The 17,287-nt window shown below is 46.2% G+C and carries 14 protein-coding genes; 8 read left to right on the forward strand and 6 right to left on the reverse strand.

What is annotated here, in order from left to right; genetic code table 11:
* Positions 1–147: 147 nt before the first annotated feature.
* Genes ACEW9I_RS02825 through ACEW9I_RS02835 form a run of 3 tightly spaced genes read right to left on the reverse strand, consistent with a single transcriptional unit; the run spans position 148 to position 4,720 of the window.
* Positions 148–1,620 carry a hypothetical protein gene (locus ACEW9I_RS02825; protein WP_373538860.1) on the reverse strand — a complete coding sequence of 491 codons (1,473 nt, stop codon included), beginning with the start codon at positions 1,618–1,620 and terminating at the stop codon, positions 148–150.
* The gene (cas7u, locus tag ACEW9I_RS02830) at positions 1,592–2,638 is read right to left on the reverse strand and encodes a type I-U CRISPR-associated RAMP protein Csb1/Cas7u (protein ID WP_373538861.1); all 1,047 of its coding nucleotides are present in this window, start codon (positions 2,636–2,638) and stop codon (positions 1,592–1,594) included. The genes ACEW9I_RS02825 and cas7u overlap by 29 nt, the downstream gene beginning before the upstream one ends.
* Positions 2,639–2,659: 21 nt before the next feature.
* On the reverse strand, positions 2,660–4,720 hold the full coding sequence (locus tag ACEW9I_RS02835) for a hypothetical protein (protein ID WP_373538862.1): 2,061 nt from the start codon (positions 4,718–4,720) through the stop codon (positions 2,660–2,662).
* A 116-nt stretch (positions 4,721–4,836) separates the two neighbouring features.
* Here ACEW9I_RS02835 and ACEW9I_RS02840 point away from each other — a divergent pair, with 116 nt between their 5' ends.
* The 3 genes from ACEW9I_RS02840 to ACEW9I_RS02850 all read left to right on the forward strand — a co-directional run bounded on the left by ACEW9I_RS02840 (position 4,837) and on the right by ACEW9I_RS02850 (position 9,696).
* Complete coding sequence (locus ACEW9I_RS02840) at positions 4,837–5,031, forward strand: type II toxin-antitoxin system VapB family antitoxin (RefSeq protein ID WP_373538863.1); 195 nt, start codon at positions 4,837–4,839, stop codon at positions 5,029–5,031.
* Entirely contained in the window at positions 5,028–5,417 is a 390-nt protein-coding gene (locus ACEW9I_RS02845) for a PIN domain nuclease (RefSeq protein WP_373538864.1), read from the forward strand. The genes ACEW9I_RS02840 and ACEW9I_RS02845 overlap by 4 nt, the downstream gene beginning before the upstream one ends.
* Before the next feature lie 397 nt (positions 5,418–5,814).
* Positions 5,815–9,696 (forward strand): plasmid replication protein, CyRepA1 family, encoded by a 3,882-nt coding sequence (locus ACEW9I_RS02850; protein WP_373538865.1) that lies wholly within the window; start codon positions 5,815–5,817, stop codon positions 9,694–9,696.
* Between the two features lie 51 nt (positions 9,697–9,747).
* Here ACEW9I_RS02850 and ACEW9I_RS02855 read toward each other — a convergent pair whose 3' ends face one another.
* The 3 genes from ACEW9I_RS02855 to ACEW9I_RS02865 all read right to left on the reverse strand — a co-directional run bounded on the left by ACEW9I_RS02855 (position 9,748) and on the right by ACEW9I_RS02865 (position 11,501).
* Positions 9,748–9,954 carry a hypothetical protein gene (locus tag ACEW9I_RS02855; protein ID WP_373538866.1) on the reverse strand — a complete coding sequence of 69 codons (207 nt, stop codon included), beginning with the start codon at positions 9,952–9,954 and terminating at the stop codon, positions 9,748–9,750.
* A 249-nt stretch (positions 9,955–10,203) separates the two neighbouring features.
* A complete protein-coding gene (locus ACEW9I_RS02860) occupies positions 10,204–11,106 on the reverse strand; it encodes a hypothetical protein (RefSeq protein WP_373538867.1) in 903 nt (300 codons plus the stop codon).
* Between the two features lie 71 nt (positions 11,107–11,177).
* Positions 11,178–11,501 carry a hypothetical protein gene (locus ACEW9I_RS02865; RefSeq protein WP_373538868.1) on the reverse strand — a complete coding sequence of 108 codons (324 nt, stop codon included), beginning with the start codon at positions 11,499–11,501 and terminating at the stop codon, positions 11,178–11,180.
* Between the two features lie 294 nt (positions 11,502–11,795).
* Here ACEW9I_RS02865 and ACEW9I_RS02870 point away from each other — a divergent pair, with 294 nt between their 5' ends.
* The 5 genes from ACEW9I_RS02870 to ACEW9I_RS02890 all read left to right on the forward strand — a co-directional run bounded on the left by ACEW9I_RS02870 (position 11,796) and on the right by ACEW9I_RS02890 (position 17,118).
* A complete protein-coding gene (locus tag ACEW9I_RS02870) occupies positions 11,796–13,235 on the forward strand; it encodes a DEAD/DEAH box helicase (protein ID WP_373538869.1) in 1,440 nt (479 codons plus the stop codon).
* A gap of 97 nt (positions 13,236–13,332) precedes the next feature.
* Entirely contained in the window at positions 13,333–13,695 is a 363-nt protein-coding gene (locus ACEW9I_RS02875; protein WP_373538870.1) for a hypothetical protein, read from the forward strand.
* Positions 13,686–13,925 carry a hypothetical protein gene (locus ACEW9I_RS02880; protein WP_373538871.1) on the forward strand — a complete coding sequence of 80 codons (240 nt, stop codon included), beginning with the start codon at positions 13,686–13,688 and terminating at the stop codon, positions 13,923–13,925. The genes ACEW9I_RS02875 and ACEW9I_RS02880 overlap by 10 nt, the downstream gene beginning before the upstream one ends.
* A gap of 589 nt (positions 13,926–14,514) precedes the next feature.
* Entirely contained in the window at positions 14,515–16,620 is a 2,106-nt protein-coding gene (gene topA / locus ACEW9I_RS02885; protein ID WP_373538872.1) for a type I DNA topoisomerase, read from the forward strand.
* A 9-nt stretch (positions 16,621–16,629) separates the two neighbouring features.
* A complete protein-coding gene (locus ACEW9I_RS02890; RefSeq protein WP_373538873.1) occupies positions 16,630–17,118 on the forward strand; it encodes a hypothetical protein in 489 nt (162 codons plus the stop codon).
* Positions 17,119–17,287: the final 169 nt, after the last annotated feature.

Here is a 17,287-nt window from a genome sequence, read left to right on the forward strand (position 1 = left end):
AGCGTTGCTGTAGATCCCCTCGTTATCGAGGGATAAATGGCTACACGCACATAGCATGTAGATTAGTTATAGCCTTTGTTTCAACAAATCTCCTCGGGGTCGAGGAAGGATCTATGCGCGATCGACTGCATAGATAGTAGTTAAGGGTCAAGTTTCAACATATCTCCTCGCCAAGCGGGGAACAAAAGAGCTGGTAACAGCAGCAATTATTGACTTTTGACTACAGAATACACCAAGTCCGAAATTTTTACCATAGCCGAGCGATAATACTCCTCGAATTGGGAGGGATGATGAAATCGCAACTCGATAGCCGATCGGTACAGCAGGTCTGATGAGATCGAGTTCCGTGCCCGAAAAACGTGTGGTTTGCCAGTGAGGAGCATCTGCCCACTCGATCGACTCGCAAGTGGCAATCTGGTTATCGCCCGCCATCGCCAGCAACCTGTCGCGATCTTGGGCGTAGGTAATCGAGCTTTCCACTACACCAGCATGACGCAAGAAAAACTTTAACGCTTGATGTGTCGCCCCGTTACGGACAAACTCAGTATCGCGAAGGAGGCGATAGCCAGTGTTTCGCACCGCACCGCCGCGTCCGAATTTTAGCGATGGCTGCAAGCGCATAAAAAATGGCGACCGACTCACCCAGTCAATATTTTGGCTGGTGGGAGTCGATTGATAGGTATCTGCGACGAATAGATTAATAGTCGATCGACCATTAAGTCTACCAATTGTGGCGATTTTACCCAGATGAAAGTCATTAAAGCCGCCAGCACAGTAGAGGAGTAACTTCTGAAAATGACCAAAATCATCGTAAATTGGCGCGATCGTCAAGCTCCCATTGCGGAAGATCTCCGTCTCGGGCGATGCTTTGACTAGGGCTTTATGCAGTAAATCGCACCAATACAGCCCGGTAGTAGCTGGTAAATATTGGTTATCGATCCCCAGCACTACTGTATCAAAGGGAATCTCCCGCACGGCTGGTGTCTCGGCGACCGCTCGTTCGATCTGGTAAGTTGCTTGATAAAATCCGGGGAAATTAGCGGATTTGAGCTTGGCGTTGCGGAGTCCTGGCGACAAGTAGAGGGATTCAATCGCCTGCGATTCGACGCATTGAACCGTCTCGGTACCAGCCCGATCTGGACGACAGTTGAATCCTAGCGATGCTGGTGCGATCTTCCAGGTTGCCAGATGCTCGGATCTGCCCAGATAATGGCAGTGCCGCAGGCAATTTTCGAGCAGCTTTGTTTCAGTCACTGCCAAATCTAGCTCCTCCCAACCCACTAGGAAAAACGATCCAGCCGCATAGCGGTAATATGGTTCCGCAAGCATCTTGCCCGTTTGATAGAGTGCATCCGTGCCTGTTTGGTCGAGCCGATATTTTTGGAGCGGGATATAATTGCCAACTGGGATATAGTAAATCGGTAATGTATTTGCTAGTTTTTCCAGCAATAGTTTAATCGCTTCGCCCTCACCCATGCCAATTGCAAAAGCTCCATGCAGGATCGCTCTTAAAATTCGGGTGGGGGAAGGAACTCGCTCAATTTTACCCTCTATGTGAGCGCGATCCCACGGACACGCGCCGTAAGAACGGCTATTGAGATCGATTCTGATCGTCAGCATTTTTTGGTTGTCTTTTGCTCGGAGTGTGTGGTTTTTCTTTGGATTTCGGGGGGTTACGATTGAGAGTGACTTTGACCGTTTCAACATTTCCAATGATGCCATCCTTCCGGCATTCTAACAACAAATCTTCCACGATTTTCTTGGCATCTACCGAACGATTCAGTTCGATTTCACCGACTTTGAGCGGCTGATTTACGCGGACATCTACTACTTGTAGGCTACAATCGACGCGATGGATGGGGACGGTTTCAATGAATTTTAAAATTTCATAAACGGCTAATCCAGTAATCAAGCGTTTGCCTAATTCGGGAATTTGATAAGCGTCGATTTGAAGATCGGTAATTTGGAAATAACCTTCTACTCGGGCGCAGGAAAATCTTTTAGTGTTGTGGGGAATCATCCCAATCCCGAGTTCGGAGGCTTTTCCTGCTCCATCGTCAAAATTAGTTAAATCGAGGGTACTGGCATTACTCCAAACCCGATCTCGGAGTAATCCGCCCACTAATGCCTCGCGAACATCGATCGCAATGAGCGAACCGCCGATCGATTTGGCAATTTTATGGTGTCCTTCGATTTGGGAAAACCAGACGCCATGTAACAATGACATCGGACAATATTTCAACACTGTCAGGTGCAATCCGTTCGACATAATTTCTTGCCCGATGGCTTCGCCAAACCGGACATCGTGGAGCATCGCACTTTTATTTTTGAGGAGATAGCCCGATGCCAGCCGATGCGGCAGGATAATTGAGGTAGATAGATAGCGACCCAGATCGTCAACCATCCGAATATGGGGCAGTCCGGCAAAAATTGGCGTCTGGGTACCTGGAAGTTGGATCGTACCCTCCAACATGTTGCTGACTGAAGCGAAGGAGTCGAGGACGAGGCAGTCGTGGGTACCGTCGTTATAAATTAATTGCCCGACGTTGGGGAACGTACTGGCGTTAAACAGCCCTCGAACATTAAAGGTAATGTCGATTGTGGTATTGGCATCAAAACTAATAAAATCGAGCTGCATCGGTAGTTCTATCGGAGGTTTTTATTGCCGTAGATTTCTGACAAGTAATTTCTTTTGCCAATCTCCGAGTGGGAAAGCTAGAGCCGCCGCTGCTCGTTTATCGGCAGTTATTCTCAAGTTAAGCAACGAGGGAAAACGGTAGCCGATCCCTTGTAAATTAGCACTTGTTGTAGTTAGGTCGCCACTGTAGGCAACCCGCGTCACTGGAGATTGTCGATAAGTAAATTCCTTGATATGAATGGCTGCAATTTTATATACTACAGGCAAACGCGAAACGGCTGCGTAAGCATCGGTGTAATTTAATAGTCGATTTTTGTTGATGCAAAAATCGACATATTTTAACGCCCAAATCCATGCCATAAATTTACCATCATTAAAGCGATCGTCACGAATAAAGGTCAAAACGTCGGTGAGAGCGGCGAAGATCCGATGGGCAGTGGTGTAATATGCCTGTCCCTGGGTAGCAGCGATTGCCCACTGGGATTGAAGATGGAGTAATAAACTTACGGGATCTTTGGCTTGGAACTTAGTTGGGTCTAGACTTTGAATGCCGCAACTGGCGATCGTCACGGCTAGCCGGAACTCGGCACAGTTCGACTTGGGGTAGGTAGTTTCGATCCAGTCGAAGCGGAGCGGTGGTGGCGGTAGATATCGAGCTATTTTACCTACTGCAAGTAGCAAGTCGGAGTGCGTAACTTTACCAAGTGTAAATTCACCAAATAAGCGATCGAAGTCATAAAATATCCCCTGGGCGATATTGGGAGTTTTGGGAGACTTGGCGAGGGCGCGAATATCCAAGCGGTATTTATTTAGGTCGGCAGCGAGATCGGTGCGGTTGGGGTTGGGGTCTAAATCTAGTACTTCGAGGAGGATGGCAAAGTTGTCAGCGCGGGATTTGCGCGCGAGTAGGGCATATCTGGCAAATTTGCCCGTCAATCGATTGGTAGCTGCCCAGGCTCTGAGGGCGACGATGTAGTCGGTAGCATCGTAGACTTGCGCTTGGAGATAGAATTGAGATTCAGTGGCAAGTGGGGACGTAAATAGGTTGGTGACGAGTGTGGCGTAGGTGTGTGGCTGCGTCCAGAGGGGCAGAAAGTATTCTTCACAGGCATTTTTGCGCTCGTCGAGGGAAACTAGATCGATCGCCGCTCCGGTGGTGGCGACGGCGAGCGAGTATTTAGCAACTCTGCGTCCTGTGGGGTGCTCGGTCGGTTGTAAGGGGGTGCAGAGTCCGCCAAAGGTGAGGAGTCCCACGGTGGCGAGAACGATTGCGGCGGGGTTGATACTAGCGGAGGAGCCGACACTAGATGGTGGATAGTCGTAGTTTTGGGAACGGGCACGGTCGAGGCTGAAATCTTGGTGGGGGAAAAGGTGCATGCCTTTGATAATCGGGCTTTGGATTTTCTGCTCGGAAGGGGTATTGAAAATTACTTGGCGGAAACACTCATCTGCCAGATCGGTGGGATCGCCAGCGGGATCGAACAGAAGTCCGAAGGCGGTATGGTAATTTTCGGCGATATCGATCGCGCCGATATTGCCCATCGTGCCGAGGAGTTTTGGGTATTTAATCGAGATTTGCCCATAACTATCGACGGGGACAACGACGGTGTTTGCCCACTGTTGCCAAGTGTCGTCGGCGATCGCATTGAGGCAGGTGAGGATGAAGGTATCTTTCTCATCCCGTTCTTTGGGGTAGCTGTAGCCTGATTTTGTCGTTACTTTGGCGTTGTCGATTAGGATCTGGAATTGAGGGATGAGGGCGCGGATATTGTCGGTACGCCAGGAGTCAGATTCCATGATTTGCTCGATCGGGTCGGTGTATCTGAGGTTGCCAGTAGCTCTATCGATCGCGATTCCACATGAAGCATTCCAAGGGGTGAACAGGGGTAAAGCTTCCAGTCTGGAGAGGATCTGGGGAACTAGTTGGGCTGGGGAGATGCAAGTTTCGATCCAGAACTCTAGTCCGATCCAATAAAATTGGGCAGCGGGATCGATGTAGCGTTCGATAATCGACATTAGCCCCAGTCCAGCTAGGTAGTTGCCGAGGGGCTGGTGAGTGATGCCTGGGAGTTGGTATTCCATTGACGAGATCTACGACTTGGATATTTATACCTTAAAATGCTGATGGTATCTGGAATTGCTATAGACAAATGGGTTTTTCGCAGGTATTATGTGTATAAGAATCTTTGTTAATACACATGAGAACTAATATTCTGATTGATGATGATTTGATGGCAGCAGCAATGCAAGCAACGGGGGTGAAATCCAAGAAAGAGACGGTAGATCTGGGGCTACGAACGTTAGTACGCTTGTGTCGGCAACAGAGTATTCGGGATTTTAAGGGAAAGCTGCAATGGGATGGCGATTTGGATGAGCTGAGAATTAACCAATGATTATTGTCGATTCTAGCGTTTGGATTGACTATTTTAATGGCAAAGACATCCCAGAAGTAGCTACCCTCGACCGATTGCTAGAAACGGAGCTACTGGCGGTTGGAGATTTAATTTTAGTGGAAGTACTGCAAGGCTTCCGTCACGATCGAGATTATCAGACAGCCAAGCGATTGCTAACTTCTCTAACGGTGTTTGAGATGCTGGGTACTGGGATAGCGATGAAGAGTGCGGATAATTTTAGAGATCTACGTAAAAAAGGGATTACCGTTAGGAAGACAATTGATGTAATAATCGCGACTTTTTGTATCGAACACGGTCATGAGCTGTTGTTCTCTGACAAGGATTTTGCACCTTTTGTCGAACACTTAGGTTTGATCGGCAGGTAAAGCCCAAGTGTTCGCGTCAATATTTTGGATTCGATAGTAGATTTATCGATCGTTCTGGGTACCCTAAGCAGTAGACTAGGGTTTAGTAATTTAAATGATTTTTGGCTTTGCCTTGCTCAAACGCTAAAAACCCCAGTATTGCTACTGGGGTTCCGCCTAGAGTTAAGCCGAAAATTGTTTTAACACTCTACGCCAAGACAATTTACAGATGACATTGCTGCCGATGACCAAGACTCTAACAAACTTTTAAGTTACACAAGCTGCGCCTTAATTCAGCCGATGCTTCTCTATTGTACCCCAACAACAGAGAATTTCCATCGGTTCGGGGCGACCCCACAGTAATTTAAATTTTTTTAAGGTTAACAGTCATCGGCTATCACACTACAGCAGCCGAGACATGACATTAGTTACAAAGAAATTCAATCAGTATCGCGGTTTGGGTAATGCTTGCCCAGTTTGTGCCAGTATTTCCGGTAAGTGCAAATGGCAAGATTACGAGTTAGTTGGTAAGGAGCGACAGCCGACAGCTACCACTAAGGTTTTTTGTATGGAAGGCGCGGGTGGATACGGCAACCCCGATTACCACTATTTCAACGACACCCGCGACGGTCAGTGGGGGATCTATATTCCCTTAGCTGATTGGAATATTCACCGAGATGAGTATCAGGTAGCATCTCAAGCAGATCGCGATCGGTGGAACTTAGAACGCTCAAAGCGGCGGCAAGCATTGGTCGATTTGGAAAACCAGCGACGGGCGGCAGCGTTGGGGAGTCGAGAGCGAGATACGGCAGCACGGGCAATTATGGCACAGCTCTCGCTCGATCCGGTCGATCGACAAGATTTACTACGGCGCGGGTTTACACCAGAACAGATTCGGGCGATTGGGTTTAAAAGTGTCAGCAAGTGGCAAAAGTTATCGGTACCTGTAAATAATCGTTTCCCAGGGGTTAATATTGATGGGACAAAGCTGAGTACCAGTATTGCAGGGGTGTTAATCCCTTTGTATGCGGTTACAGGGGAAATTTTGGGATTTCAGGTGCGGAATCGCGATAAATCCGAGAAGTTGCGGTATGTTTGGCTCTCTAGCGCGAATGAAAAAGGACGATCCCTCGGATCTTCACCCAATCTAGCCAGTGGTGAGAATCCGCTGACATTTATCTATCCGCAACTATTGGGGGTCGAACTGCGGGTGAATTCGATCGGACTGGCGGAGGGGACTGGGGCGAAACCAAATCTAGCTGCAATTTTGATGGGGCAACTAATTATCGGCGCGGCGGGGGGACAGTGGTTATCGAGTCCCAAGTTGCTCAAAGATGGGTTGCAGCGGTTACGTGCCGACTCGATCGATCTCTATTTGGATAAAGACGATCTGACTAAGCCGCAGGTGTTGCGGCGGTGGTTGAACCTGTACGATCGGCTGGCTGAATGGGGCTATCGCCCTCGGTTCGTTTGGTGCGGCTGTGAATTTGATATTGATGAGTCAAAGGATATAAATAATCTACATATTCTAAAGCGAGAGTTATTGCAAGCTAAGTTAGATGGTCTGCTCGATCGGACGGAAGCCAAAATCGAACCCGTATCTTGGTCGCGAACGCTCTATCGCCAGTCGAAGGTTTTCACTGCCAACCAAAGTTCGTCGTCGCGTTATCTGAGCTGGGAGATTCCTGAAGATCTCCAGAATGCTCTGGTTGCCTTTAGATCGGCTCTAGGCACTGGCAAGACTGAAATCTTGAAGACATTGGCTGTTTGGGCAAAAGCACGCGGTTTAGAGTTGCTGTTCGTCGGCTACCGAAACAATCTGCTGCGGCAGACTTGCGATCGGATTCCCGATTTGATGCACGTTGTGGATGAGGATCGGATTATCTTGGAATCTGATTATCATAAGGCATTGTGTCACCACTCAGCGGGACTGCTCGATCCCGATCGGATGGCGAATAAGATCGTTATTTTCGATGAGTGCGTATCGGTTTTTACTGACATGTTAACGAGTAAGCTGACAGCCGGACGACACCCAGATGGTCGGGATTCGAGGCAAGTGCGGCTCAAACAGATACAGGAGCTGGTCAAAAATAGTTATGCGGTCGTCGTCCTCGATGCTTACCTCAGCGATACGGAGGTGGATTTTTTACAACAGTTACGATCGTTCGCTGCGGTTTATACGGTCGAGAATACATATCAGAATTGCGCCAATGTGCGGATGGTAAATTGTAAATCTACGATAAATCGCGCAATTATCGACGATGCGTTGGCGGGGTTAAATATCCTGGTGACTGCAACTACCCAAAAGCAATGTCAAAATCTGGAGAAAGCATTAATTCGGGTCGGGATTCCCGCTCATCTGATTCGGCGGATTGATTCTACTACCGATCGCGATGAACAAATTCGGCTATTTTTCCGCGACCCCAAAACTTTTTTACTAAAGTATCGTCCGCAGATCGTAATTATGTCTCCCACCGCCGAAAGCGGCATTAGTATCGATTTAGCTGGATATTTTCAGACTCACTATCATTTTCATTTAGGTAACTTAGGTATCCTCAGCGGGTTGCAGTTTTTGGGTAGGTACAGAGATTTCTCAGCTCCCCGCGTGATTTTTTGTGAGGAGAAGGGACGGATCGACGATAGTAATTCTAGCTCTGTGGAAAAGTGGGTGAAGGATAGTTTCGACGCCCGCGTTAAAGAAGACATTCAGTTAGCATTGACTCTCCTCGATCTTAATTTGGTCGATGAGGCAACGGGAATCCTCTCCAGCTACTCCCAGACCGAAGATGTCTGGTTGAAGTTAGCACATAAGTATAAGGGCGGTCTGAATGAGGAAATGAAGCACCTCCGCGAGTTATTTGTCGAGGCGATGGTGGCAGATGGTTATCAGGTAACGATCGATCCTGAAGGAATCGAGGGTTGTGACGATACTCACGAGCTGATGGGGCAAGTGGAAACCGAACGCAGGGTCGTCCAGTCGCGGCGGATTTATGAGGCTCCAGATCTGACCAAAGTGGAATACGAGCTAATTCGTCAAAATGCGGGTGCGAGTGAATATGACAGGTTACTGGCAAGTAAGCACTACCTTACTCACCAGCAGCTTCCTGGGGTAATGGGGACGGCTAGTTATTCTCCTGAGTTGATTCAGATCGTTAAGTACAACTATCCAACCTTAATTCAAGAACTAGAAGTCTACTACTATCTAAGAAATCCCCACTTAGCCTACAGGGACAGATTAGCCGCATGGCTGCCAGCGATTAGTACTGGGTCGGTATGGCTGCCCGACCGGATTAGCCGCTCTGTTCTGCCATTAGTAAATGCAGGTCGGAAACTAGGGCTACACGAACTACTCGGTCGTGAATTTAGATTGGATGAGATCGATCGGATTGCCAGTGCAATTATTGAGTCCCAAATTTACCGTTCGGCATTGCGGGTGAATATTAACGAAAAGAAGCCACCAGAGCCAATCGAACTGTTCAAGCGAGTCATTAAGAAGTTTGGGTTAAAGCTCGATCGATTAGGAGATGATGGGTTCCAACTAATCCCAGTGGCAACATTAACAATCACGCTCAATGGCGCACCTAAATACGATCTGCTAACTCCCGAATTGTGCGACCGGATTCGGGGGCTGGCGGGGTCTGAGTATCATAAAGATCGACTGGAGATGCGATTGCTTGGGAAAGCTCTTACCTCAGTGGGAATCGCCGATCGAGCGGGGAGAATGCGCTCGATCGCAGGTGCGGCTCGGTATTTAGGATTGTCTGTTTCATCCCGTCGCCACCGGAAGAAGATCGATGGTGTGGGGAAGGTGATTCGGATTTATAGTTTTCACGCTCCTGGTACCTTGGGTGCGAAGGATCTCCATCCCATTTCGACCGCGATCGCCAATACTCAGGTGTACCCCACTGACAGATCGATTGAATTGAAACATATTTACGAGTGTGTTTCAATTAGATTGACTGGACTTGCCGAACGACAGGCGACTCAGATTATCGACTGGCAAGCCGAGCGAATCCGCCTACAGAGTGAGTTGTACGCACCGATCCAGGTCGATCCATTCGCCGATATAGATAAGATTAACTTGTCCCGACGGCAATGTGGATCGTCCATTTTCTCACTTGAAAATATCAAGTCCGTAGCACAATCTCTTTATTACATTGCGAAAATGCCCGTTCTGGAGTTACAGCAGGCTTGGGGTGAATATCGAGCAGTTATCGATGCTGACGTTATTGAGGTGGGGCTAGACCTATTACGGGATAAGTATTCGATGCTATTCGATCGGTTGAAGCTCACCTTTTAGCCAGACAGCTAGAAGTTCCGTATTTTCTTGAATATCGCTCTAGACAAAGCATTAAAAGCGTTGTCTAATTAGCTGTGTGCTTGCTTTTTGAGCCTCCTCAATTTCATCAGCAGCTTTCAATTGTAGATAAAGGCGATAAATTTGAGCCTGATACTCATTTTCTATGTCATGCTGTTCCATTGCTAAGTTAGTTCCCATCAAATGAGAAAGTGCCATTGTCTGTCTTCTTTCTGCTTTAATTCTACTTTTTCTACCCATTTCAACCAATTTGAATTAGTTTGCTGATGATTCTATCATGATATCAAAAGGCTTCGACTTTGGAGGAAATTGATTGTTTAAATTTGTCCAAGCCGATTGTTCCCTGCTACATCTAACGTTCGCCATACATTTTTTAGGTTCAATCTAAACCCAAAAAATCCTGAACTGCACTTTACCGATCTTGGCGATTTTAGTCGTTCGATTCGATCTGGTGAGCTGCTTTTGCATTTAGATATTAAGCGATCGTAGTTAGCGTAGAATTCCTTTGTTCCAATCGTTCAAAATTTCATGCCCGATATATGCCCCAGTTTCCACAGGGTGAACTACAGCTAATTTTACTAAAGCGTTAATACTTGGACTCAATAGTAATACTAGTTTGATAAATAGGACGGACGTAGTAACTAAGCCCGATGCAATGATAACTGGTTTTAGAGAACTACTCGACGATCGATCCTCTCGATCCTTCCTGTCGGGATAAATATGAGGTTCTGGGATTAACTTGACAATTTGGTGGGTACCCAGATAGTTATCGATGGCAATGTAATAACTGCCTCGATTTTCACAGCAGTAAGCTCGATCGAATTCAAAACAAGCCTCGATCGCATAAGCTAATGGAGCGTCGGCTTTACCATAGCTGTACCGAGTAATCCCAAAGCCTGGGTGGTCGGTCTGCACCCGCTCCTTGGCATAGGCAATCTGGCAGTCGTAACCAGCTAAATAAGCTTGTTGCAAGTCATCCGAACCACATAGCGAGATCCATTCATCTTTCTCGCGACGATGCTCCGCCATAATATTATCGATATTTTCGATATAAGCGTTCATCGCAGTGCGGTCTTTTTTCTGGCAAGGTTCGATTATCGGTCTGACGATCTGATATTCCTCCAGGTAGTTATCGATAACTAAGAAGTGATTTCCAGCCGTAACCGCACAGTAAGATTCAGGTACGTCTATGGAAGCATCTAGGGCAAACTCCGGTGGGGTGTCCATCTTGAGATGTTTGAATGTTGCGACTTCAAATTCTGGATAATCTCGACTGAGCCGTTCGTCGAGATAGCCACGATTGCAATTGTAGCCTGTCAGGAAAGCCTTTCTCAGGCAAGCAGAGCCATACAGCTCGATCCATTCATGTTTGTCAATTTTGGTGTCTGGCATCTTTTATGTGAAAAATAGTAAGAGATTGGAAAGTGCTAGCGCGGGATGACAACTCCATGAGGTTGAAATTTTCAGCTAGCAATAATTATGTTAGATGCTGCCATTACCGCTCGGCAAACTAGTGGCGAAATCGTGTTAATATCTCGCAGCCAGCTATTCAGTAGCAATACGTCTGGAGGTACTTCTGCTTCAGCGTAGAGTTTGGCGTTGTCCTCGTACAGGCGGAAGTTTAATGAAACCGATGATTGAGTATCTTGCTTAACTACCAAGCATCGGACTTTGCTATTGACTACTTGGCTTTGTAGAGTGACGGTATAAATCCTGTCGCCTTCCAGTGAGGGGAATTTCCGATTGTTATTTTTTTGCACTGCACTGAGCTTACTTTTTGCGCTCATTTGAATTAATTTAATTAACTATCTACATTCTTATTATACCCAATTATTACATTTATGTTAACCATCAAATAATTTATTTATCAACTAATACTGTCTAAATAATTGAAAATACTATTGGCGTTTTAAATCAAATTAAATTTGAATATTCTAAATGCTAAAATAAGTAACGATCGCTACTTGATTTAGGTCGGGTAATGCTGTTTGCTCGACCTAAATAACTAGAGAAAGTGAACGAGATCGCATCATTCTTTGATTATTTTTGTTAAAGTGCGACTGAAGAGTATATTTGTATAAATGGAAAACACTTCGACGTTGCTCAAGTTGCCAGAATTACGCTCTTATCAGTCTGATTTAAACGATCGAATCTTTGCTCGATGGCGCAATCACGATCGCGTCATGGCAGTTCTCCCAACTGGGGGTGGAAAAAGCCTGCTATTTGGGGCGGTTGCGGCAAACTTCGCCAATCGAGATCTGCGGGTACTGGCGTTAGCGCATCGCGAGGAGTTAATCGTACAGGGAGCACATCACCTTCAGAACTGGGTAAATATCCCAGTGGGGATTATCAAATCCGGTCACAAATTTCAGCCAGAATTAGCCGTCCAGTTTGCTAGCGTCCAAACTGTTGTCAACAGGCTCGATCGCATAGGTGAATTTGACCTAATTATTGTGGACGAGGCACATCACTGTACCAGCGATACTTATTTGAGTATCTTCGAGCGATTTACCACTGCTAAAATTTTGGGATTGACAGCCACACCGATTCGGACGGATGGGAGTCCCTTCGACCACCTGTTTGATTGCTTAGAAATTGGGGTGACAACAGCTCAGTTGATTGCAGGGGGGTATTTGTCGCCCTATAAATTGTTCGTCGATCCCAATCGAATGAAGACTAAGGGGGCGCGAACCAGTATGGGCGACTTTTCAACTTCCGATTTGGCACGGATGAACGATTCGATCGAACTTGCGGGGAATTTGGTGGGGAGCTATCAAAAGTATGCCAATGGTGGAACTTGCATGATTTTTGCCATTAACTGCGAACATTCCGAATCGATCGCTGCTGCCTATAATCAACACGGCATTGCCGCGATCCATTTAGATGCTAAAACCGATAAGAAGATTCGTGCGCGTTCCCTTGAGGCTCTAAAAACAGGTGACATCAAGGTTATTTCTAATGTGGGGCTGTTCGGTGAAGGAGTCGATATCCCGACGCTCGATTGCGTTCAAATTGCTAGACCGACTAAATCTTTGGCATTTCATCTTCAAATGGTCGGGCGCGTCTTGAGAAAATCGGCTGGGAAGGAATTTGGAATAATCATCGACCACGCTGGAAATTGTGAGCTGCTGGGACTGCCAGATGACGAGCGCGAGTGGAGTTTGCAGGGTAGACCCAAGCGGGAAAAAGATTTTGATGGTGCAGATATTATTATTGATGAGCTAGAACGATCCGAACGGGCGATCGAAGTGTCAGATGTCGAACTAGAAGAGTACGTGGTTTCGCCTACTCTACAAATTTGGCATCAATCTTTACCGCGTTTGTTACCAGCTACTCGCGATCTATTTGGATTGCACAGTTCTCCAGTGGAATTTAAGGCAGATTCAAATCAATTTATCGTTGAAATGTTTAGTCCAGGATTATTAAAGATAGGCTTAAATAAGTCTGCTGAAATCAATCGTGCTCTTTCTGATATTATTGGTGTTTCAGTTGAAATTGAGCTAGTTTTAGCAAATCGCTAAATTACTGATTTTGATACTAAATTTACTCTAGATCGTGAGAGAACTTAGCTGATATTGGGTAGAATAATAGTATGATGATTTACGAAACAAGATTTTAATGATTAAGCTAAAAAAGAAAGATATTGCTTTCTTAAAGAAGACAGATCGGTTAGAATATAAAGCAATTGATGCTTTAGTTACCTCTGGCGTTTGCAACGTTGATGAAGATGATGACCATTGGCTGGCAACTTTAGGACGACCACATTATCCAGATTTCGTCATCTCAGGCGGTTTTGGTTTTATTGAAGACTGTATTCAGGAATTATCGGGAATTTTGCCGAACGGGAACTGGGATTTAGCTAAAATAACATCAGACTGTAAACTTTATGGGTTTGCAGATGGTGTCTGTTGGGGAATTATTCATAGCTCAGTATTAGAAAATTGGGTAAGACAACAGGAGATCGAAATTAAATGGATGTAAACAGAAATATTGATTCCTTTCTGTACCCGATAAATCGTTACTATGGTGACGTTAAGCCGGAGAATTTAGCATTTAATCATAATTTGCAGGAATTTACCCAAAGAACGAGCTTAATTTGTGCGCTGGAGACAGGTGGCAAGTTATCGCCAGAGGAAGCATATCAGCAAATTAAATTACTTTGGCAAGAACTTAAAGCAAGTAAAAAATCTTTAAGAGTTAATGAGAATTGATGTTGTAAAAATATCGAGATTGGGAATAATATAGGTAACGATTCTTTGGAGAGTACAAATTTTCCTTAATATTCATCAGAAGTTAACGATCGAGTCGTTCATTTGACTCTTGATGAGACTGCTGAGACAATTAACAAGTCTGCTTTTTGTGATTGCTTGAATTCCAAGGTATCTGAAACAATTTTATTCTCCCGATCGAACCCCTTTTAATAGTTAAGGTTATAAACACAATGTCTATCTTTCTTAATCTTGCATATTTTTTATTATTAGCTGCCGCCCAAACTGGAAATTTATTGTGGTCATTAGATCGCGTTTTGCCAAATATATCACACTTGTTTCAAAATAGTCTACCAGCACCTTTTTGGTATCTTGCCTCGCTAACGTTCTTTAGCTGTTTCCAGTGTCTTTGTACTCTCGCTTTTATTTTAATGATTCGATTTCATACAGAAGAAATCGAGTGTTTATATGGTCAACAAAATTAAGTCAGTAACTCTTACCTAAAGGTAGAAATTTCTCAATTCTCATTTAACCTATTGTCAGCATCCCGCACTTGAAATGACGCGGTTTCCCAACATCCCACTTACTTCTAATGAAAAACTTATTAATTGTTGAATCCCCTGGTAAAATCAAGAAAATCAAAGCGATCCTCGGATCTGGCTGGGAAGTGAAAGCAAGTTTTGGGCATATCCGGCAACTGAGCAATGAGGGTACAGATTCATTAGGCTTTAGTTTTAGTGATGATTCGATCGATTGTCATTACGCTCCCCGCGACGACCGAGCAAAGCAGACGATCGCCGGATTAGTGGCTGCGGCGAAAGGAGCAGATGCCGTCTATCTAGCCTCCGACCCCGATCGCGAGGGGGAGACGATCGCGTGGCACTTGGCGCAAGTACTCAAACTCAAACATCCCCAGCGGGTAGTTTATCAAGAGATTACGGAAGCAGCAGTCAAAAAGGCGATCGCCAATCCCCGCGCGATCGATCTAGATTTAGTCGCTGGGGGAAGGTGTCGGGACTGCTTGGATAAGCTGGTGGGGTATAAAGGTTCGCCGTTGATTTGGCGGTTGAATAATGGGGCAAAAAGTGTCGGGCGAGTCCAGTCGGCAACACTGCATTTGTTGTGCGATCGGGAACGCGAGATTTTGGCATTTAAGCCGCAGGATTACTGGTCGGTATCGGTGGACTATGTGGAAGGTTTTCGGGCTTTCTACAGCGGTGCGGTGGAAGTTGAAGTTGAGGCTGATGAGCTTGAACTAACCCGTGGTGCAGAATCGACTCGCGTGTTGAGTCAAGCCGAAGCCGAACGATTGGTGACGATCGCTAATAACAGCACACATCAAGTTATCTCGATCGATGGTAAAGTCACCTCTAAAAGTCCACCAGCACCATTTACTACCTCTTCCCTTCAGCAATTTGCGGGAGCGCGGCTGAAGTTTTCCCCAGATCGAACGATGACCGTGGCGCAAAAACTGTACGAGGCCGGGCTGATTACCTATATGCGGACGGATTCAGTTTCGTTAAGTGAGGATTTTTGTGCGGCAGCGCGGGGGTGGTTATTGTCTAACGACAAAGATAATGTCCCCGATCGAGTTGCCAGCCAAAAGAATGCTCTCACTGCCCAAGCCGCCCATGAGGCAATTCGACCCACGGATGTTACCACATCATCAGCCGCTCTCAAGCAGCAACTTACGGATGAGCAATTTGACTTGTACCTGTTAATTTGGATGCGATCGCTTGCTTCTCAGTGCAAACCCGCTCAAATTCGGAAGACGACGATTGTGACTCAATCGGCAGATTTACGGTGGCAAGCTAAGGGGCAAACGGTAGAATTTGCTGGTTACTCCAAGTACTGGCAAGACATCTCGGCAGATGCCTTGTTGCCTAGTTTGACGCAAGCGCAGCCTTTAGCTGTTGGGGGTATTAATGCCGATGCCAAGCAGACCCAGCCACCCACTCGCTATTCTGAGCCGAAACTAGTCCAGGTGATGGAACGCAAAGGGATCGGGCGTCCTTCTACTTATGCCTCGACTATTGCGACACTCAAGGAACGTAATTACATCAACTTGCTCAAGGATAAGGCACAACCGACCAAGATGGGACTGGAGGTAGATGATTTTTTGGTGCGAACCTTGCCAGACTTAGTGCGATCGGAATTTACCGCCCAGATGGAGTCTCAACTCGATGCGATCGCCAAAGGGAACCTAGAGTGGCAGGGGTATTTGATTGGTTGGCATCGGGATTATTTTGCACCTGCGCTACTCAAGGCGGGCGAGGGGTTGCCAGTGGCTAGTCAAAATCGGCAGTTGGAAAAGTCGCGCACTAAGTGCCCTCGGTGCGAGATCGCGCTAGCTAAGGTGCCGAGCAAGAAGGTTGCCAAGGGTTATTTCCTTAAATGTGAGGAGTGCAAGCTTGAGGATGGGAAAGATTTGGTTCTATTCTGGTCGGAGCGGGTAAGTGAGTGGCAACTACCACAAATCAAGAATGCCGATGTGCCTGTTTCAAAACTCACCAACTATCCTTGTCCTGTTTGCAAACAAAAACTCGAAGAGTATAGTTACCAGAAAGAGGGTGAGTCTAAATCGATGCTGCGCTGTTCCGACAAAGCCGCTCGTGCTCAAGCCAAGCATAAAGGGGTTGCTTATTTTGCCAATCGAGAGGGTGGCTGGTGGTCGAAGGAATTTGGAAATTTGGGGTAGTTGTTATTTATGAATATCCGATCGTTAGTCTTCAAAGATGTTATTGAAAATGATGCCGCTTGCTTACTCTATCTCATCGATAAGAAGATCTGCCAAGTCATTCCTGATGTCGATCTAATGCTGGTTGTTGAAGAAATCGAGGTCGGTGGACTCAACTTCTTCCCCAAGTTTTATCCCGAACTACTGACATCTGCTTGGAACTACTCGTTTAGGCGGGTGGCAAATGCTGCTATTGCCAGCAATACTTTTGCCAACATCGAACGGACAATGGGTTTGAGTCTATATTGGAGTGCCGGACTAGCATTAGTCGCCAATCTGGTTTACCCTTTTTCCCGTGGTTTTCAGATCCAGCTTTCAATCTTAATAGTGGGAACGATCGTCGCTATTTTAGCTTGGCGGAGAATCCTCGATCGGCGCAGTCGGGTCTGTGCCGATCGATTGACGATTGTCTGTTACCTGATGGAGCGCAATCTCGATAATTCTTGTTATTTGGGCTAATTACCTGCATCTATTAGCTTGAAGATCTGTAATTGCTCAACTCAGAGGGAATAAGGATTCCAAAGGGTTTAAGGCAGTAAGAATCGATTCAAAAGCGGATAAACCTTGTCGTTTGCCAGTATTGACAATTGACCGAACAGCAGCAAACAGATCCCGCCCCCAGTCAGAG

Origin of the sequence: Chamaesiphon sp. (genome assembly GCF_041738855.1) — a bacterium.
Lineage (GTDB): Bacteria > Cyanobacteriota > Cyanobacteriia > Cyanobacteriales > Chamaesiphonaceae > Chamaesiphon.